The sequence below is a fragment of the Formosa bonchosmolovskayae genome, assembly GCF_051016085.1.
Classification (GTDB): Bacteria; Bacteroidota; Bacteroidia; order Flavobacteriales; family Flavobacteriaceae; genus Formosa.
This window is the reverse complement of record NZ_CP174605.1, coordinates 20,494-38,765: the sequence shown is the minus strand read 5'-3', so window position 1 is coordinate 38,765 and position 18,272 is coordinate 20,494. Positions and strand designations below refer to the sequence as shown.

Here is an 18,272-nt window from a genome sequence, read left to right as displayed (position 1 = left end):
AAATAGTTGGCACAATGATTGAAATAAGCAAAGGGAAATAAGAATAAATTCAACAACATTAAAATATATAGTAATTATGAGTAAAATTATTGGAATCGATTTAGGAACTACAAACTCTTGTGTGTCTGTAATGGAAGGTAACGAGCCTGTAGTAATTCCTAACGCAGAAGGTAAACGTACAACTCCATCTGTAATTGCTTTTGTAGAAGGCGGTGAGATTAAAGTTGGTGACCCTGCAAAAAGACAAGCAGTAACTAACCCAACAAAAACGGTTTCTTCTATTAAACGTTTTATGGGTAACAAATATTCTGAATCTTCTAACGAAGCAGAACGTGTTCCTTATAAAGTAGTAAAAGGTGACAACGATACTCCAAGAGTAGATATTGATGGTCGTTTATATACGCCTCAAGAATTATCAGCAATGATTCTTCAAAAAATGAAAAAAACTGCTGAAGATTATTTAGGAACTACAGTTTCTGAAGCAGTTATTACTGTACCAGCTTACTTTAACGATAGTCAGCGTCAAGCGACTAAAGAAGCAGGAGAAATTGCAGGTTTAAAAGTACGTCGTATTATAAACGAACCAACTGCAGCGGCTTTAGCTTACGGTATGGATAAAAAAGGTACTGACCAAAAAATAGTTGTATTTGACTTTGGTGGTGGTACGCATGATGTATCTATCCTTGAATTAGGAGACGGTGTATTTGAAGTATTATCTACAGACGGAGATACACACTTAGGTGGAGACGACGTTGATGAGAAAATCATTGCTTGGTTAGCCGATGAGTTTAAATCTGAAGAAGATATTGACTTACGTAAAGACCCAATGGCTTTACAACGTTTAAAAGAAGCTGCTGAAAAAGCGAAAATTGAATTATCATCTTCTGCACAAACAGAAATCAATTTACCTTACATTACAGCAACTGCTAGCGGACCAAAACACTTAGTTCGTACATTATCTAAATCTAAATTCGAACAATTAATCGACGATTTAGTAAAACGTACTATCGAGCCTTGTAAAACAGCTTTAAAAGCAGCAGGTTTATCAATTGGTGATATCGATGAGGTTATCTTAGTAGGAGGTTCTACACGTATACCAGCAGTACAATCTGCAGTAGAGAAATTCTTCGGAAAATCTCCAAGTAAAGGTGTTAACCCAGATGAGGTTGTATCTTTAGGAGCAGGTATCCAAGGTGGTGTTTTAACTGGAGATGTTAAAGATGTATTGTTATTAGATGTTACACCTTTATCTTTAGGTATTGAAACTATGGGTAACGTAATGACTAAGCTTATTGAAGCGAATACAACGATTCCAACTAAGAAATCGCAAGTATTCTCTACAGCAGCAGATAATCAACCATCAGTAGAGATTCACGTATTACAAGGTGAACGTGCTATGGCAGGAGATAACAAAACAATTGGACGTTTTCACTTAGATGGTATTCCACCAGCAAAAAGAGGTACTCCACAAATTGAAGTTACTTTTGATATTGATGCAAATGGTATTATCCATGTAACTGCAGGAGATAAAGCTACTGGTAAAACTCAAGATATTCGTATTGAAGCATCTTCAGGATTAACAGAAGAAGAAATCCAAAAAATGAAAGCTGATGCTGAAGCTAACGCAGAATCTGATAAATTAGCTAAAGAAAAAGCTGATAAATTAAATGCTGCTGATGCCATGATTTTCCAAACTGAAAGTCAACTTGAAGAATTTGGAGATAAATTATCGGCTGATAAAAAACAACCTATCGAAGATGCTTTAGCTGAATTAAAAACAGCTTTCGAATCTAAAGATATCGCAGTAATCGATCCAGCTTTAGAAAAAATTAATGAAGCTTGGAAAGTAGCTAGCGAAGAAATGTACAAAGCGCAAGCAGAAGGACAAGGTGCACAACCAGGACCAGATGCAGGTAGCGAAGGGCAATCTAACGATGGTAGTAGTGATGTTGAAGATGTAGACTTCGAAGAAGTTAAGTAATCTAAAACACTTTATATAGTATTAAAAGCAACCTTAACGGGTTGCTTTTTTTGTTTCTGGAGTTTACTAAACAGAAATTTAATTGTTTATTGATTTGTAGATGATCATGGTTGATTCTCGACGCCACTCCAATACCATTGTAAGGCTATTTAAGTGCTCAATATTTAATCTTTTACCTTTCCTTTTATGTCATATTTTAAACTATGAATTACTAAGTTATTGCAGGGTGTTCGAGCGTAGTCGAGAACCTAAGTATGTAGCACTCTTTAATCTTTAGAAGAGCATTTAGTATCTATTAGAACGTGAAATTAATGCTGTATGAAACGATTTTAATAAAGAAAATGGAGTTGAATCCTTGAGAGTGTGAGAATGATAAATTGCCTTTTCATTCAGTTAATATGTGAAACTGGAGAAATCCCAAGTTATTGCAGGGTGTTCGAGCGTAGTCGAGAACCAATGTATGTAGAACTCTATTATTTTGAGATGAGCAATTTGTATCTATTAGAACGTGAAATTAATGCTGTATGAAACGATTTTAATAACTAAAAAGGAGTTGGATCTTTGAGTGTTTGAGAATAATAAATTGCCTTTTTATTCAGGTAATATGTAAAACTGTAGAAATCCCAAGTTATTGCAGGGTGTTCGAGCGTAGTCGAGAACCTATGTATGTAGAACTCTTTTATTTTGAAATGAGCAATTTGTATTTATTAGAACGTGAAATTAATGCTGTATGAAACGATTTTAATAACTAAAAAGGAGTTGAATCTTCGATTGTGTGAGAATGATAAATTGCATGCAGAGTTGTAGATTACCATGATTCGTTATCGACGCCACTTGAATACCATTCGGATATTGTTTAAGTTCTCAATATTTAATCTCTTACCTTTTCTTTTATATAATATGTGAAACTGTAGAAATCCGAAGTTATTTCAGGGTGTTCGAGCGTAGTCGAGAACCTAAGTCTGTAGCACTTTTTTATCTTTTGATGAGCATTTAGTATCTATTAGAACGTGAAATTCATGCTGTATGAAACGATTTTAATAAAGAAAAAGGAGTTGAATCCTTGAGAGTGTGAGAATGATAAATTGCCTTTTCATTCAGGTAATATGTGAAACTGGAGAAATCCCAAGTTATTGCAGGGTGTTCGAGCGTAGTCGAGAACCTATGTATGTAGAACTCTTTTATTTTGAAATGAGCAATTTGTATTTATTAGAACGAGAAATTCATGCTGTATGAAACGATTTTAATAACGCAAAGGAGTTGAATCTTTGAATGTTTGAGAATGATAAATTGCCTTTTCTTTTATAGGATATGTGAAATCACGAAAATCCAATATCATTATATAGCGTTCGAGCGTAGTCGAGAACATAAGAATCAGTAGAATCTTTTCGTAATGAATTAATCATATAAATGTAAAAACGCAACAATCAGGAATAATACGAAGCTATAGCGTAAGTGAGTGGTTCTAATAGTTCAAGCTTAAGGATTTGTATATCATTGCAAATATTGTCTAAATAGCAGGCATAAAAAAACCGACTCTTTTCAGAATCGGTTTTAATTTATAAGCGAAATGTTATACAATTAGGCTAACGCCTTATTTTACTTTATCTACTATTGCTTTGAAAGCTTCAGGGTTGTTCATCGCTAAATCGGCTAAAACCTTACGGTTTAATTCGATATTATTAGCTTTTACTTTCCCCATGAATTGAGAATAAGATAATCCGTATTGTCTAGCTCCTGCGTTAATACGCGTGATCCATAGTGCACGGAATGTTCTCTTTTTATTTCTACGGTCTCTGTATGAATAAAGCATTGCTTTATCAACCGCGTTTTTTGCTACTGTCCAAACGTTTTTACGACGTCCGAAGTAACCTTTTGCTTGCTTAAGAACCTTTTTTCTTCTGGCTCTTTTTGCTACTGAGTTTACTGATCTTGGCATTTCTTAAATGTGTTTTGTAGTAGGCGGTCAAATTAAATATTGACACTTTTTATGTTTTGGCCTAACTCCAGGGTTATTAAATTGTTTTAACCGATTAAAACGATATTACTTTAAACGTAACATTGTTTTAATACTGCTCTCATCAGATTTATGTACTAAACCATCATGAGTTAGCTTAAGCTTACGCTTTTTAGACTTCTTTGTTAAGATGTGACTCTTAAAAGCGTGCTTTCTTTTAATCTTACCAGTACCTGTTAACTTGAAACGTTTTTTGGCACTAGATTTTGTTTTCATTTTAGGCATCTTGTTCTCCTAGTTTTAAATTATTTCGCTTATTATTTTTAAACCTGATTTACAGGGTTTACTTTGATTTCTTTGGAGCAATAAACATAGTCATACGTTTACCTTCCAATCTTGGCATTTGCTCTACCTTACCGTATTCTTCTAGATCTTGCGCTAAACGCAATAATAAAATCTGACCTTGTTCTTTAAATACAATAGAACGTCCTTTAAAGAATACGAAAGCTTTAAGCTTAGCACCTTCCTTTAAGAATTTTTCTGCATGCTTCTTTTTAAATTCATAATCATGATCATCGGTTTGAGGACCAAAACGAATTTCTTTAACTATAACTTTAGTGGCTTTGGATTTTAAAGCCTTATCTCGTTTCTTTTGTTCGTAAAGAAACTTCTTATAATCCATAACCTTACAAACAGGGGGCACCGCTTTAGGTGAAATCTCAACAAGGTCAAGCTCTTGCTCTTCGGCAATGGCTAAGGCCTTCCGAGTTGGGTATACTCCAACTTCTACATTGTCACCTACTAATCTAACTTCTTCAACTCTAATCTTAGAATTAATTCTATGCTGATCTTCTTTTTCAACCCTTCTCGGGGCTTGTTTTTTTCTACGTATTGCTATGGCTGTAAAATTTTAGTTAAACTTATTTAAAATTGTTTTAATGTTTTATTCGTTTCTGCTTCGACAATTTTAGCGAATTCTTCAATAGAAATACTTCCTAAATCTTCTCCACCGTGTTGACGTACAGATATTTTGTTTTCTTGCTCTTCATTCTCACCTATAATGATCATATATGGAATTTTTTTCATCTCCGCTTCACGGATCTTTTTTCCAATAGTCTCATTTCTATGATCTACAAGGGCGCGAATTTCGTGATTTTCTAGCACATTTAAAACTTTTTCAGCGTATTTTTCATATTTCTCGCTAATAGATAATATAATGGCTTGATCTGGCATCAACCAAAGTGGGAAATTTCCTCCGGTATGTTCCAGTAATATGGCGATAAAACGTTCCATACTTCCAAAAGGAGCACGGTGTATCATCACTGGACGATGCATTTCATTATCACTTCCTTTATAGGTTAATTCAAAACGTTCAGGTAAATTGTAATCTACTTGGATGGTTCCTAATTGCCATTGTCTACCTAAGGCATCCTTCACCATGAAGTCCAATTTAGGACCGTAGAAGGCGGCTTCTCCAGTTTCAACAACATAATCTAATCCTTTCTCTATAGTAGCATTTAAAATCGCTTTTTCAGCTTTTTCCCAATTTTCGTCACTACCTATATACTTCTCTGGATTATCCGGATCTCTCAAAGAAACCTGAGCTGTAAAGTTTTCAAAACCTAACGATCCAAAGACGTAAAGGACTAAATCAATAACTTTCTTAAACTCTTCATCTAACTGATCTGGAGTACAGAAAATATGAGCATCATCTTGAGTAAAACCTCTTACACGTGTTAAACCGTGAAGTTCTCCACTTTGTTCGTAACGATATACTGTTCCAAATTCTGCAAAACGTTTAGGTAAATCTTTATAAGACCATTGCGCACTGTTGTATATCTCGCAGTGATGCGGGCAGTTCATAGGTTTTAATAAAAACTCTTCACCTTCTTTTGGCGTTTTAATTGGCTGAAAACTGTCTTCTCCATATTTAGCATAATGTCCAGAAGTTACATAAAGTTCCTTTTGTCCAATATGTGGCGTAACCACCATTTCGTAACCTTGTTTCTTTTGGGCTTTCTTTAAAAAGTCTTCTAGACGTTCTCTTAAAGCAGCACCTTTTGGTAACCACAATGGTAAACCTTGACCAACTTTAGAAGAGAATGTGAATAATTCTAATTCCTTTCCTAATTTTCTATGGTCACGTTTTTTTGCCTCTTCTAGTAAATGAAGATATTCTGTTAACTCCTTTTGCTTAGGGAATGAAATTCCGTACACACGAGTTAATTGTTTGTTTTTTTCGTCTCCTCTCCAGTAAGCACCTGCAACAGATAATACTTTTACCGCTTTAATTATTCCTGTATTAGGGATATGGCCTCCACGACATAAGTCTGTGAATGTAGAGTGGTCGCAAAATGTAATGGTACCGTCTTCTAAGTTTTCTATTAACTCAGTTTTGTACGGATTGTTTTTATAGGTTTCTAAAGCTTCAGCTTTAGAGATCGCTCTCAAGTTAAAGTCATGCTTTCCACGGGCGATTTCTAACATTTTGTTTTCAATCGTCTTAAAGTCTTTATCAGAAACTATGTGATCTCCAAAATCTACATCGTAATAAAATCCGTTTTCAATAGCTGGTCCAATTGTAAGTTTTGCGCCTGGATATAATTCTTCTAAAGCTTGCGCTAATACGTGAGCAGAAGAATGCCAAAATGCTTTTTTACCTTCATCATTATTCCATGTATATAATACTAAAGATCCATCGGTGGTTAAAGGCGTAACAGTTTCTACGGTTGAACCATTAAAACTTGCCGAAATAACATTTCTAGCTAACCCTTCGCTAATGCTTTTAGCGACATCCATTGGTGTTACGTTTTCTTCAAACGCTTTAATACTACCATCAGGTAATGTAATCTGTATCATATTGTAAATTGAAATTGAATCTACAAAGATAAGAGTATATAAATAGAGACACAATATATATGTGTAAAAATAGACATTAACATGTGGTTAAATATTTGAATTTAAGTAATACGGCTATTACAGGTTACTCCGATTTGGATTTGAAGTTGAAAATTAGATTGATTTTATAAGATTAAAATGGAGTACGTCGTATTCAACCGAGGTTTAAAGCGTGAAAAGAGTTGGAGTACGTTTCTGAAGGATTTTGAAGAATGCAACATGTGATTTACTAAAATGACTAGAAAAAATATAGTCTATAAGGGAGTGGGGATACAGAATAAGATTAGGTTGCCATGGTTGGGATAGCTATTATTGCTACATTATTCTGTGTTTAAACGTAAGTTTTACATTAATTTGAGGTTTTATTGAATTGCCGTAATTGTCGTTGTAATTTTATGATATTAAGTGTATTGTTGTGTTAATGTTAGTTATTTTGTAATACTATGTAATATTTTATATATATTTGAATTTACAAACGTGTTTTTTACGTTTATAAAACAAACAAATTAAACTAAGAGCATGAAAACCAAAAACAATCAACCAAGAAATAAGTCTGCCTTTAAATGGGGTAGCTGTAAATGTGGAAACCTATTACAAAGCATATCGTTTAAATATGTTGCTTTGGCCTTATTATTAACACTTAGTGTAAATGTGGCTTCGGCACAAGAGGAATTAAGTGCGGACGACTATAATCCGTTTAGGATAGGTGCTCACTTAAAGAATATGCATTTGTGGCATGGCTTTGTTGTGCATCCTGGAGCTGTTATAGCAACAGAACTTGAATATAATTCGAGAAACAAGAAGTTTACATTCGGACTTTGGGGTGGTGCTAGTTTTTCTAGTACAGATGTATATAATGAATATACTGGAGAAAATGTAGGTGCTTATTATAAGGAGGTGTCTATATATACTAAGTATCGTTTCTCTGAACGATTTTTTGTAGAAGCAGTGTCTCACAATAATTTTACAGGTGTAGAGGAGAGAGGAGATGATTTACATTACTGGAGTTGGGATAAAACACAGGGGTATAATTTTGTAGATGTAAGTTTCGGTTATAATGTAACCCCAAATACACTATTATACTTAGCAACTATAATAGGAGGTGGATCTGGAGATTATGAAGTAGAAGCCGATGGAACTTTAAAAAATTCGTGGACACAGTATTTTGAAGTGAATAGTGTCGTTTGGAAAAATCAAAATTCTAATTTGTCTCTTTTTGTAGGAGGGGCGTGGTCGTTTTTTACCGATAAAACATTTTACACTGAAGGCGCTGGAGGTGTAGTTAATGTTGGGGCTACATTTAATAAAGATTTGTATATAGTGAAATATAAAGTCCCTGTTTCGGTTACGGCCATGTGGAATCCAGAAGAAGAGAAAACAGTATTGCAATTAGATATAGCGTTATTCTAAAGTACTTGTGATTGATGAGATGAATATTGGTCGTGGTTTACTATTATATATAAGACAGTTGTTCTTTATATAATAGGAGGAATGAAATGACGTTAACTTTTCGAGTTGTTTTCGAGTCTGTGTTTATGGATACGTAAGATGAGTTTGTTGTACTGTACATATTATAGGTAGTTAATTTGAAGGTAGTCATTGTTGTTAAAGAAAGGATGTGTTGTTATAATACATCTTAGTCTATTATATAAGTAATAAGAATAAAAGGATATGAGATGAATAGCTTTGTAAAAGTGTTAGTAGTTCGAAGTGTTATGTATAAGTGGAGATTGTTTGATTGAATTACTACTTGTTGTCTTATTTAGTATAATAGAGTTGTGTGTTGGTAATACTATTGATTTGAAGCTACGTCTATACTATATAGAGCAGGAAAGTAGATGTTTTATTACCGGAAAGAGTCGATGATTTGTGATTAAGTTTTAGTTTATAAAATAATCACACATATAACTATCTAGCAACCTATTATTTACGATTTATTTCAAAATAAACCGTAAATAAATTAGTTATATAGAAATAAAAGGTGGTATATTTGCACCCGCTTAGCGACACAACTACGGTAGTTTAGTTAGGCAACACGTTCATTAACAGAGTCATATTTATCGGATTTAGATTAGTTTCAAAAAAAGATAAAAAAGATTTGTTAGTAACAAAAAAGGGTGTAAGTTTGCACCCGCTAAAAACGGCAACGTTTTTAGAAAACAAAGTTCTTTACAGGTTGTTTTAATGGAGTTAGAAACGTTTTAAAAACGAGTCTAAAAAAAACTTCAAAAAAACATTGTGAGATTAAAAAAAGGGTTTTATATTTGCACCCGCTTAACGAGGAAACGAGTTAAGAAACAAAAAGAGAAATAAGTTCATTAACATATTGAATTGACAGCGTAGATAATAACTGGAAACGGTTATTATCAACAAAAAAGAATAAACCATTTTGAGTACCAACATTTAATTCCATTAGTTGTTAAAAGTAATAGTCGAAAGACTTAAAAATTTAACGATGAAGAGTTTGATCCTGGCTCAGGATGAACGCTAGCGGCAGGCTTAACACATGCAAGTCGAGGGGTAACAGGGAGCTTGCTCCGCTGACGACCGGCGCACGGGTGCGTAACGCGTATGCAATCTACCTTTTACAGGGGAATAGCCCAGAGAAATTTGGATTAATGCCTCATAGTATATTAGAGTGGCATCACTTTAATATTAAAGATTTATCGGTAAAAGATGAGCATGCGTTCTATTAGTTAGTTGGTAAGGTAACGGCTTACCAAGACTACGATAGATAGGGGCCCTGAGAGGGGGATCCCCCACACTGGTACTGAGACACGGACCAGACTCCTACGGGAGGCAGCAGTGAGGAATATTGGACAATGGGCGAGAGCCTGATCCAGCCATGCCGCGTGCAGGAAGACTGCCCTATGGGTTGTAAACTGCTTTTATACAGGAAGAAACACTGCTACGTGTAGCAGCTTGACGGTACTGTAAGAATAAGGATCGGCTAACTCCGTGCCAGCAGCCGCGGTAATACGGAGGATCCAAGCGTTATCCGGAATCATTGGGTTTAAAGGGTCCGTAGGTGGATGATTAAGTCAGAGGTGAAATCTTGCAGCTCAACTGTAAAATTGCCTTTGATACTGGTTATCTTGAGTTATTATGAAGTAGTTAGAATATGTAGTGTAGCGGTGAAATGCATAGATATTACATAGAATACCAATTGCGAAGGCAGATTACTAATAATATACTGACACTGATGGACGAAAGCGTGGGTAGCGAACAGGATTAGATACCCTGGTAGTCCACGCCGTAAACGATGGTTACTAGCTGTTCGGACTTCGGTCTGAGTGGCTAAGCGAAAGTGATAAGTAACCCACCTGGGGAGTACGTTCGCAAGAATGAAACTCAAAGGAATTGACGGGGGCCCGCACAAGCGGTGGAGCATGTGGTTTAATTCGATGATACGCGAGGAACCTTACCAGGGCTTAAATGTAGATTGACAGGACTAGAGATAGTTTTTTCTTCGGACAATTTACAAGGTGCTGCATGGTTGTCGTCAGCTCGTGCCGTGAGGTGTCAGGTTAAGTCCTATAACGAGCGCAACCCCTGTTGTTAGTTGCCAGCGAGTCAAGTCGGGAACTCTAACAAGACTGCCAGTGCAAACTGTGAGGAAGGTGGGGATGACGTCAAATCATCACGGCCCTTACGTCCTGGGCTACACACGTGCTACAATGGTAGGGACAGAGAGCAGCCACTGGGCGACCAGGAGCGAATCTATAAACCCTATCACAGTTCGGATCGGAGTCTGCAACTCGACTCCGTGAAGCTGGAATCGCTAGTAATCGCATATCAGCCATGATGCGGTGAATACGTTCCCGGGCCTTGTACACACCGCCCGTCAAGCCATGGAAGTTGGAAGTGCCTGAAGTCCGTCACCGCAAGGAGCGGCCTAGGGTAAAGTCGATAACTAGGGCTAAGTCGTAACAAGGTAGCCGTACCGGAAGGTGCGGCTGGAACACCTCCTTTCTAGAGAAAGACGACTATTGGAGTAAGATATTAAAAAGGAAAAGGGATAGTTTATTCTTAGCTGTTAATTTAAAAAACAATTTATTATAGTTAGAGTCTCATAGCTCAGCTGGTTAGAGCGCTACACTGATAATGTAGAGGTCGGCAGTTCGAGTCTGCCTGAGACTACTAAATATAATAAATAAAGGAAATTCTAGAAGCTAGAGTAGTGGTTATAAGTACTAACTGCTAACTACTAATTACTATCTACTAGTAATTGGGGGATTAGCTCAGCTGGCTAGAGCGCCTGCCTTGCACGCAGGAGGTCATCGGTTCGACTCCGATATTCTCCACAACGGCAAAAGTTGTCTGCTGATAATAACTTATCAGTGGCGATTCGCCACACGTTCATTGACATATTGAAAAAGATACATAAAAATACATTAAGATATTTGATTATGTAGTATTGCACATACTATATAAGATATATTTTAAATTAAATAATAATTCGTTGTTAATTAAAGTTTACGAGCTTTTAATTAATAACAAACTCATTAAAAAAGCAAAAAGTACAATAAGCTAAATAAGGGCGTATGGGGAATGCCTAGGCTCTCAGAGGCGATGAAGGACGTGATAAGCTGCGAAAAGTTGCGGGGATTGGCACATACAAATTGATCCGCAAATATCCGAATGGGGCAACCCACTATATTGAAGATATAGTATCCGCAAGGAGGTAAACCCGGAGAACTGAAACATCTAAGTACCCGGAGGAGAAGAAAACAAAAGTGATTCCGTAAGTAGCGGCGAGCGAACGCGGATTAGCCCAAACCAGTAATGTTACGGCATTGCTGGGGTTGTAGGACCACGACATTTGAACCATGATGAATTAGAACACTTTGGAAAGAGTGACCATAGAGGGTGATAGTCCCGTATAGGTAAAGATTGGCAAGATAGTGGTATCCTGAGTAGTGCGGGGCACGTGAAACCCTGTGTGAATTTGGCGGGACCATCCGTTAAGGCTAAATACTCCTGAGAGACCGATAGTGAACTAGTACCGTGAGGGAAAGGTGAAAAGAACCCTGAATAAGGGAGTGAAATAGATCCTGAAACCATACGCTTACAAGCGGTCGGAGCCCTTTTGGGTGACGGCGTGCCTTTTGCATAATGAGCCTACGAGTTACCGTTGCTAGCAAGGTTAAGTGATTAAGTCACGGATCCGTAGCGAAAGCGAGTCTGAATAGGGCGCTTTAGTTAGTAGTGGTAGACGCGAAACCGTGTGATCTACCCATGGGCAGGTTGAAGCTGTAGTAACATACAGTGGAGGACCGAACCGGTTGACGTTGAAAAGTCTTCGGATGACCTGTGGGTAGGGGTGAAAGGCCAATCAAACTCGGAAATAGCTCGTACTCCCCGAAATGCATTTAGGTGCAGCGTTGATATATAGTTTTATAGAGGTAGAGCTACTGATTGGATGCGGGGGCTTCACCGCCTACCAATTCCTGACAAACTCCGAATGCTATAAAATGATGATCAGCAGTGAGGGCATGGGTGCTAAGGTCCATGTCCGAGAGGGAAAGAACCCAGACCATCAGCTAAGGTCCCCAAATATATGTTAAGTTGAAAAAACGCGGTTGAACTGCTTTGACAGCTAGGATGTTGGCTTGGAAGCAGCCATTCATTTAAAGAGTGCGTAACAGCTCACTAGTCGAGCGGTTCGGCATGGATAATAATCGGGCATAAACATATTACCGAAGCTATGGATTTATAATTTATTATATCTGGTAGGGGAGCATTCTATAGGTGTAGAAGGTGTACTGTGAGGTATGCTGGAACGTATAGAAAAGAAAATGTAGGCATAAGTAACGATAATGCGGGCGAGAAACCCGCACTCCGAAAGACTAAGGTTTCCTCAGCTATGCTAATCAGCTGAGGGTTAGTCGGGACCTAACGCGAACCCGAAAGGGGTAGTGGATGGACAACAGGTTAATATTCCTGTACCTGCTCTTACTAAAAGTGACGGAGGCGTAAATTTGGTGCGAACTGACGGAATAGTTCGTTGAAGCGAGTAGTAATACCGCGATAGTACACTGAGACTACGGTCAAGGTGATAATCCAGAAAAGCGACTTCCAAGAAAAGCGAAAGAAGCAGCCCGTACCCTAAACCGACACAGGTAGTTGGGATGAGAATTCTAAGGAGCTCGAGAGATTCATGGTTAAGGAACTAGGCAAAATAGACCCGTAACTTCGGGAGAAGGGTCGCCCCACTTCGGTGGGGCCGCAGTGAAAAGGTCCAGGCGACTGTTTATCAAAAACACAGGGCTATGCTAAATTGAAAGATGACGTATATGGCCTGACACCTGCCCGGTGCTGGAAGGTTAAGTGGTGGGCTTAGAGGTTTACCTCGAAGGTCTAAAATGAAGCCCCAGTAAACGGCGGCCGTAACTATAACGGTCCTAAGGTAGCGAAATTCCTTGTCGGGTAAGTTCCGACCTGCACGAATGGTGCAACGATCTGGACACTGTCTCAACCATGAGCTCGGTGAAATTGTAGTATCGGTGAAGATGCCGATTACCCGCTGTGGGACGAAAAGACCCCGTGCACCTTTACTATAGCTTAGTATTGGTTTTGGATAAGTAATGTGTAGGATAGGTGGGAGACTTTGAAGCGGCATCGCTAGGTGTTGTGGAGTCATTGTTGAAATACCACCCTTTGCTTATCTAGAGTCTAACCTTCTTTTGAAGGGACAGTGCTTGGTGGGTAGTTTGACTGGGGTGGTCGCCTCCAAAAGAGTAACGGAGGCTTCTAAAGGTTCCCTCAGTACGGTTGGTAATCGTACGTAGAGTGCAATGGCATAAGGGAGCTTGACTGAGAGACCTACAAGTCGATCAGGTACGAAAGTAGAGCATAGTGATCCGGTGGTTCCGTATGGAAGGGCCATCGCTCAAAGGATAAAAGGTACGCCGGGGATAACAGGCTGATCTCCCCCAAGAGCTCATATCGACGGGGGGGTTTGGCACCTCGATGTCGGCTCGTCACATCCTGGGGCTGGAGAAGGTCCCAAGGGTTGGGCTGTTCGCCCATTAAAGTGGCACGCGAGCTGGGTTCAGAACGTCGTGAGACAGTTCGGTCTCTATCTACAGTGGGCGTTAGAAATTTGAGTGGATCTGTTCCTAGTACGAGAGGACCGGAATGGACCAACCTCTGGTGTATCAGTTGTTCCGCCAGGAGCATTGCTGAGTAGCTACGTTGGGAAGGGATAAGCGCTGAAAGCATATAAGCGCGAAACCCACCACAAGATGAGATTTCTTTAAAGGGTCGTGGGAGATGACCACGTTGATAGGCTATAGGTGTAAAGGCAGTAATGTCATAGCCGAGTAGTACTAATAACCCATAGGCTTATTGTATGGAAGCCCCCTCTAACTTTATAGTAATATAGAGGACAGTTACTTGCAAGAGTAATGAGGGGCGCATGTTTTTTTATTAAGTTAAAAAGAATTATTATTATAAAGTATTTTTAAAATAAAGACTATTAAGGTCCTTTTTCAATATGTTAAGATATTTGCGCAGTTGCGCGGTTGATTAGAGTGTAAATAATTACATCTAACGATCAACAATTTAAGGTGATTATTGCGATAGGGCTCACCTCTTACCATTCCGAACAGAGAAGTTAAGCCTATTAGCGCCGATGGTACTGCATTTGTGGGAGAGTAGGTCGTCGCCTTTTTTAAAACTAAATCCTCAACATTTATATGTTGAGGATTTTTTTTGTTTATATACTTTTGGGGAATTTAAAATTTACAATATTCCTTTAAAGGGCGTTCGAGCGGAGCCGAGAACATATCTAAGATTTATTCATTTTTCAACTTCTCTTCGATATTAATGTGTTGCGGATTTTCTTTGTTTATATGCTTTTCGGATAATCAAAAATTAAAACATTTCGTTAAATGGTGTTCGAGCGGAGTCGAGAACAATTGCATTTATATATCTAAGATCTAGTCACTTTTAACTTCTCTTCAATATTGGTAGTAAACGTATTCTTAAATATTTTTTAAAGGTGTTCGAGCGGCCTCGAGAACAGAATTACTGTCGAATAATAAGATTGTTTTATTTTAAAGCCATTATCATCTTCAATTTTATATTTGCTGGTTTTTTATACTTTATAAATAGTAAAATCCTCTTAAGGAAGGAAAAAACGGATCAAGTTATATTTCTGGGGAGCCGTATAAATTATGCATATAATTTAGTTAATCTATAGAGAAAGAACTTAACATCTCTGACTCCTCTAAACAGCGCTCTAAATTCCTTTATTTTAGCATTAAAAGATTCTGCCGAAGCATTTGTGCTTCTATTATTAAAGTAGTTTAAAATAGAGTCATAGTGCGTTTGTATTGATTTGGCAATCGTATTAAAGGATTTAAATTCTGATTTTTCTACTTTATCATACCAATGCGCTAATTTTAATCTTGCTATACTTTTGCTAGTATTAGTTTGGAAAATATAGCTTAGATCCTGAGCAAGATTGTATGCTTTTTCAATTGTTGGATACCGTTCAAATAGAATCTCAGCTCTTTCTATTTGATTTACCGTCCACTTAGCCTTTGATTTGAATAATAGATATCTGCTTCTAGCTAATAATTGTCTGAGCGTATCACCATTAGAAAGAAGTTCAGGTTGATATACTTTTCCTTTATTTCGATCTTCTTCAATGGCTTTGTTTTCAGCTTCTATGATTTCCCATCTTAGTCTTATCCGCTCCTCTTGAACAGCTTCTGAAGCTAGTTTTTGAACATGAAACCTATCGGTAACGATGTCTGTTTTTGGAAAACATTTTTTTACGATTAAATTCATGTTTCCCGCCATATCTACAGTCACCTCCCTAACCATTTTTCGTCTTTCTAAAGGAATTTGGTTAATCACATCGATAACATCCTGTGCTTTGGTACCTTTTACAATAGCTACAATACTTCCTTTTTTACCATGAGCGTCTTTATTGGTTACAATGGTATAAAGTTCTCCATTAGAAAGTGAGGTCTCATCTAGGCTTAAATATTTACTTATATTTTTGCCGTAGAGTAACCAATCACTAGCGTGATCCTTTTGTGTCCAATCCTTAAAGTCACTAAGATGATTTTTATAGTGAAACTGAAGTGTTTTTCCTTTTAACTTATAATAATCACCAAAGCGTTTAGCGCTTACAGGGTGATTATCAAGAGAGTTCTTTTAAAAAAGAGGCAAACTCGTTAGTAATCCGAGTGCCCTTAGCAACCAAATTCCAATCTCTTTTTATGATTTTGCCAGTATCAACGAGTGTCCAACGTCTTCTTTTTATGTGCAGAAGTACCGGTTTTCCTCGAAGTGGAAAATCTTCAATAGTGATCTCTGACAAAAAACCTTTTGATTGCGCTATTTCTGACTGATATTCTTGAGGAAGTATATTTTTCTCTTCTAGGTAGAAATGCGTTTCTTGTGATGTGCTCTTATCAGAAACAATATCAAAATATTCTAATAGGCCTTCTGGTAATAAATAACGGGCTAATTCTATATTCAAAATCTAAACATTTTTTATTCAAAGATAACATTCTCCCCAACTTTTACGGTTGAGCCGAAAAAACCTACTTTTATCGGGTTTATGTAGGATTTTACTATATAATCAATTATAAAATAGTAGTATTATATATATATACGCTAAAATTATGGATATAAATCTCTGAGTTTAGCTATACTTTCGACATGAATTAGTCATGGATCCCCTTCCATTTTATTTCTAACCAAAATAGTTCTCTGACGTAATTGGATCGAAAAATATGAATATTAAGAGTGTAATAAAGTATTGAAGTATCGGAAGGGGTTTTCCTAATGCTATAAAAAAATCTTGCATTATGTTTAGCATGGCAAGGTTTGCATATTCTAACCCATATCACTAAACCGTACTTTCTTTTTTTAATTCTTATTTCTTATTTTTCACGTATTCTTATTATTATAAAATTTCAAATTCATTTTTTCGTTGTTATTTATCTAGGAAAAGTCGTCACTTTTTTTAGTTTATTAGCGTTCAACTTCATTTTCAACTCCAAGTAAAGCTATAATAAAGACATTCTAGGTAGTCTTAAAATTGCCTAATTAAAAGTGTATATAACTATTTAGGGGCTTTCTGCATCCAATTTTAAACAACTTATATCATTCCTAAAGTGTTGGCTCCAGTTTCTGTTAAATATTACTTCTTTTTTTAATTTTTTATTCTTAGTAATTCACTTACCAATAGTTAATTTATTTTTTATGATTTTTTTAAGACTTTTAAAATTAACTTAACGATAGTTTTACGGTCTTAAGACCAGAAATAAACTTAACTACATGCGAAAAATTTTACTTTCTATTATTGGAATACTTCTAGTTGTATTCTCTATCTTTTTAGCGAAGCGAATGATTGATTCTAAAACCAAACCTAAACCGGTTACAGAAAAGATAATAAAAACTGTTTTTACAGATACCGTAAATAATAAAACCATTCCTATATTAATTCCTGCACATGGAAGTCTACGAGCTAAACGAAGGTTAGAATTGTATTCGGAGGTTCAAGGCATATTTAAACCAAGAACGATTTTATTTAAGCCTGGCCAAGTGTATAATAAAGGCCAAATTTTAATCGATATTGACGCTTCAGAGCATTACGCGAGTGTGCAATCTGCTAAAAGTAATTTGTATAACGATATTGCGGCCATAATGCCTGATTTACGTTTCGATTACCCAAAGATTTATCAAAAATGGCAAGATTATTTAGTGAATTTTAACATGGATAAAGTGACGCCTAAGTTACCAGAAATGCCTTCAGAAAAGGAAAACTATTTTATTACTGGTCGAGGAATTGTTTCTAGTTATTACACTGTGAAAAATTTAGAACAGCGCTTAACGAAATATAGAATTACCGCACCTTTTAATGGTATCTTAATTGAGGCCTTAGCAACAGAAGGTTCATTAGTTCGTAGTGGTCAGAAATTAGGTGAATTTATCGATCCAACTATTTATGAAATGGAGGTGGCTTTAAGTAAGTCTTATGCGACTTTATTAAAGGTTGGTGAGGAAGTGACTCTTAACAATTTAGAACATACCGAAACCTATATGGGTACTGTAGCTAGGGTAAATGGAAGTGTTAATACGGCTACACAAACCATTACTGCATTTATTGAAGTTAAAAACGAAGACCTAAAAGAGGGAATGTATTTAGAGGCTAAATTAAATGCCAAAGAAGAAGCGAATGCTATTGAAATTGATAGAAGTTTAATGCTAGATGGCGATAAATTATTTGTGGTTAAAGGGGATACGCTAGATGTGTTAGATGTAAATCCTGTGTTCTATTCTGAAACCACGGTTGTGTTAAAAGATATTCCTAATGGGACTGTTATTTTAGCAAAACCAGTTCCTGGAGCATATGCGGGTATGTTAGTCAAATCATTTTCAGAAAAAACAACTAAAGCAGATAATATATAA

Annotated in this window: 8 protein-coding genes, 2 tRNA genes, 3 rRNA genes and 1 pseudogene; 8 read left to right on the top strand and 6 right to left on the bottom strand. The window is 36.8% G+C overall.

What is annotated here, in order from left to right:
- Positions 1-76 precede the first annotated feature (76 nt).
- On the top strand, positions 77-1,981 hold the full coding sequence (dnaK, locus tag ACKC83_RS00155; RefSeq protein WP_434036585.1) for a molecular chaperone DnaK: 1,905 nt from the start codon (positions 77-79) through the stop codon (positions 1,979-1,981).
- A 1,594-nt stretch (positions 1,982-3,575) separates the two neighbouring features.
- On the opposite strand, the gene rplT is transcribed toward dnaK, so the two are convergent.
- The 4 genes from rplT to thrS form a co-directional block, all read right to left on the bottom strand.
- Entirely contained in the window at positions 3,576-3,920 is a 345-nt protein-coding gene (rplT, locus tag ACKC83_RS00150) for a 50S ribosomal protein L20 (protein ID WP_038530925.1), read from the bottom strand.
- Positions 3,921-4,025: 105 nt separating this feature from the next.
- The gene (rpmI, locus tag ACKC83_RS00145) at positions 4,026-4,223 is read right to left on the bottom strand and encodes a 50S ribosomal protein L35 (RefSeq protein ID WP_414035525.1); all 198 of its coding nucleotides are present in this window, start codon (positions 4,221-4,223) and stop codon (positions 4,026-4,028) included.
- Between the two features lie 58 nt (positions 4,224-4,281).
- Positions 4,282-4,830, bottom strand: a complete 549-nt coding sequence (gene infC, locus ACKC83_RS00140) for a translation initiation factor IF-3 (RefSeq protein WP_299780459.1) — start codon at positions 4,828-4,830, stop codon at positions 4,282-4,284.
- 32 nt (positions 4,831-4,862) lie between these two features.
- Positions 4,863-6,797, bottom strand: a complete 1,935-nt coding sequence (gene thrS / locus ACKC83_RS00135) for a threonine--tRNA ligase (protein WP_414035526.1) — start codon at positions 6,795-6,797, stop codon at positions 4,863-4,865.
- 558 nt (positions 6,798-7,355) lie between these two features.
- Between thrS and ACKC83_RS00130 the strand changes: the two genes are divergently transcribed.
- From ACKC83_RS00130 to rrf, 6 genes are all read left to right on the top strand, one after another.
- Positions 7,356-8,246, top strand: coding sequence for a hypothetical protein (locus tag ACKC83_RS00130; RefSeq protein WP_434036584.1), 891 nt, complete (start codon positions 7,356-7,358; stop codon positions 8,244-8,246).
- A 1,042-nt stretch (positions 8,247-9,288) separates the two neighbouring features.
- Positions 9,289-10,808 (top strand): 16S ribosomal RNA (locus ACKC83_RS00125).
- 94 nt (positions 10,809-10,902) lie between these two features.
- Positions 10,903-10,976 (top strand) — tRNA-Ile (locus ACKC83_RS00120).
- Positions 10,977-11,066: 90 nt separating this feature from the next.
- Positions 11,067-11,140: transfer RNA gene (locus ACKC83_RS00115), tRNA-Ala, on the top strand.
- Positions 11,141-11,359: 219 nt separating this feature from the next.
- Positions 11,360-14,191 (top strand): 23S ribosomal RNA (locus ACKC83_RS00110).
- 212 nt (positions 14,192-14,403) lie between these two features.
- Positions 14,404-14,511: ribosomal RNA gene (rrf, locus tag ACKC83_RS00105) — 5S ribosomal RNA — on the top strand.
- The 16S, 23S and 5S rRNA genes sit together here with 2 tRNA genes alongside, the layout of an rRNA operon.
- A 503-nt stretch (positions 14,512-15,014) precedes the next feature.
- On the opposite strand, the pseudogene ACKC83_RS00100 reads toward rrf, so the two are convergent.
- Positions 15,015-15,938, bottom strand: a pseudogene (locus ACKC83_RS00100) (ISAon1 family transposase); the annotation flags it as partial.
- Positions 15,939-15,993: 55 nt separating this feature from the next.
- Entirely contained in the window at positions 15,994-16,335 is a 342-nt protein-coding gene (locus ACKC83_RS00095; RefSeq protein WP_434035682.1) for an ISAon1 family transposase N-terminal region protein, read from the bottom strand.
- A gap of 803 nt (positions 16,336-17,138) precedes the next feature.
- Between ACKC83_RS00095 and ACKC83_RS00090 the strand changes: the two genes are divergently transcribed.
- A complete protein-coding gene (locus ACKC83_RS00090) occupies positions 17,139-18,272 on the top strand; it encodes an efflux RND transporter periplasmic adaptor subunit (RefSeq protein ID WP_434036583.1) in 1,134 nt (377 codons plus the stop codon).

Excerpts from the sequence above, each read along its gene's own strand:
- dnaK (WP_434036585.1), top strand. The coding sequence starts at position 77 with ATGAGTAAAATTATTGGAATCGATTTAGGAACTACAAACTCTTGTGTG.
- ACKC83_RS00130 (WP_434036584.1), top strand. The coding sequence starts at position 7,356 with ATGAAAACCAAAAACAATCAACCAAGAAATAAGTCTGCCTTTAAATGG.
- ACKC83_RS00090 (WP_434036583.1), top strand. The coding sequence starts at position 17,139 with ATGCGAAAAATTTTACTTTCTATTATTGGAATACTTCTAGTTGTATTC.
- thrS (WP_414035526.1), bottom strand. The coding sequence starts at position 6,797 with ATGATACAGATTACATTACCTGATGGTAGTATTAAAGCGTTTGAAGAA.
- rplT (WP_038530925.1), bottom strand. The coding sequence starts at position 3,920 with ATGCCAAGATCAGTAAACTCAGTAGCAAAAAGAGCCAGAAGAAAAAAG.
- rpmI (WP_414035525.1), bottom strand. The coding sequence starts at position 4,223 with ATGCCTAAAATGAAAACAAAATCTAGTGCCAAAAAACGTTTCAAGTTA.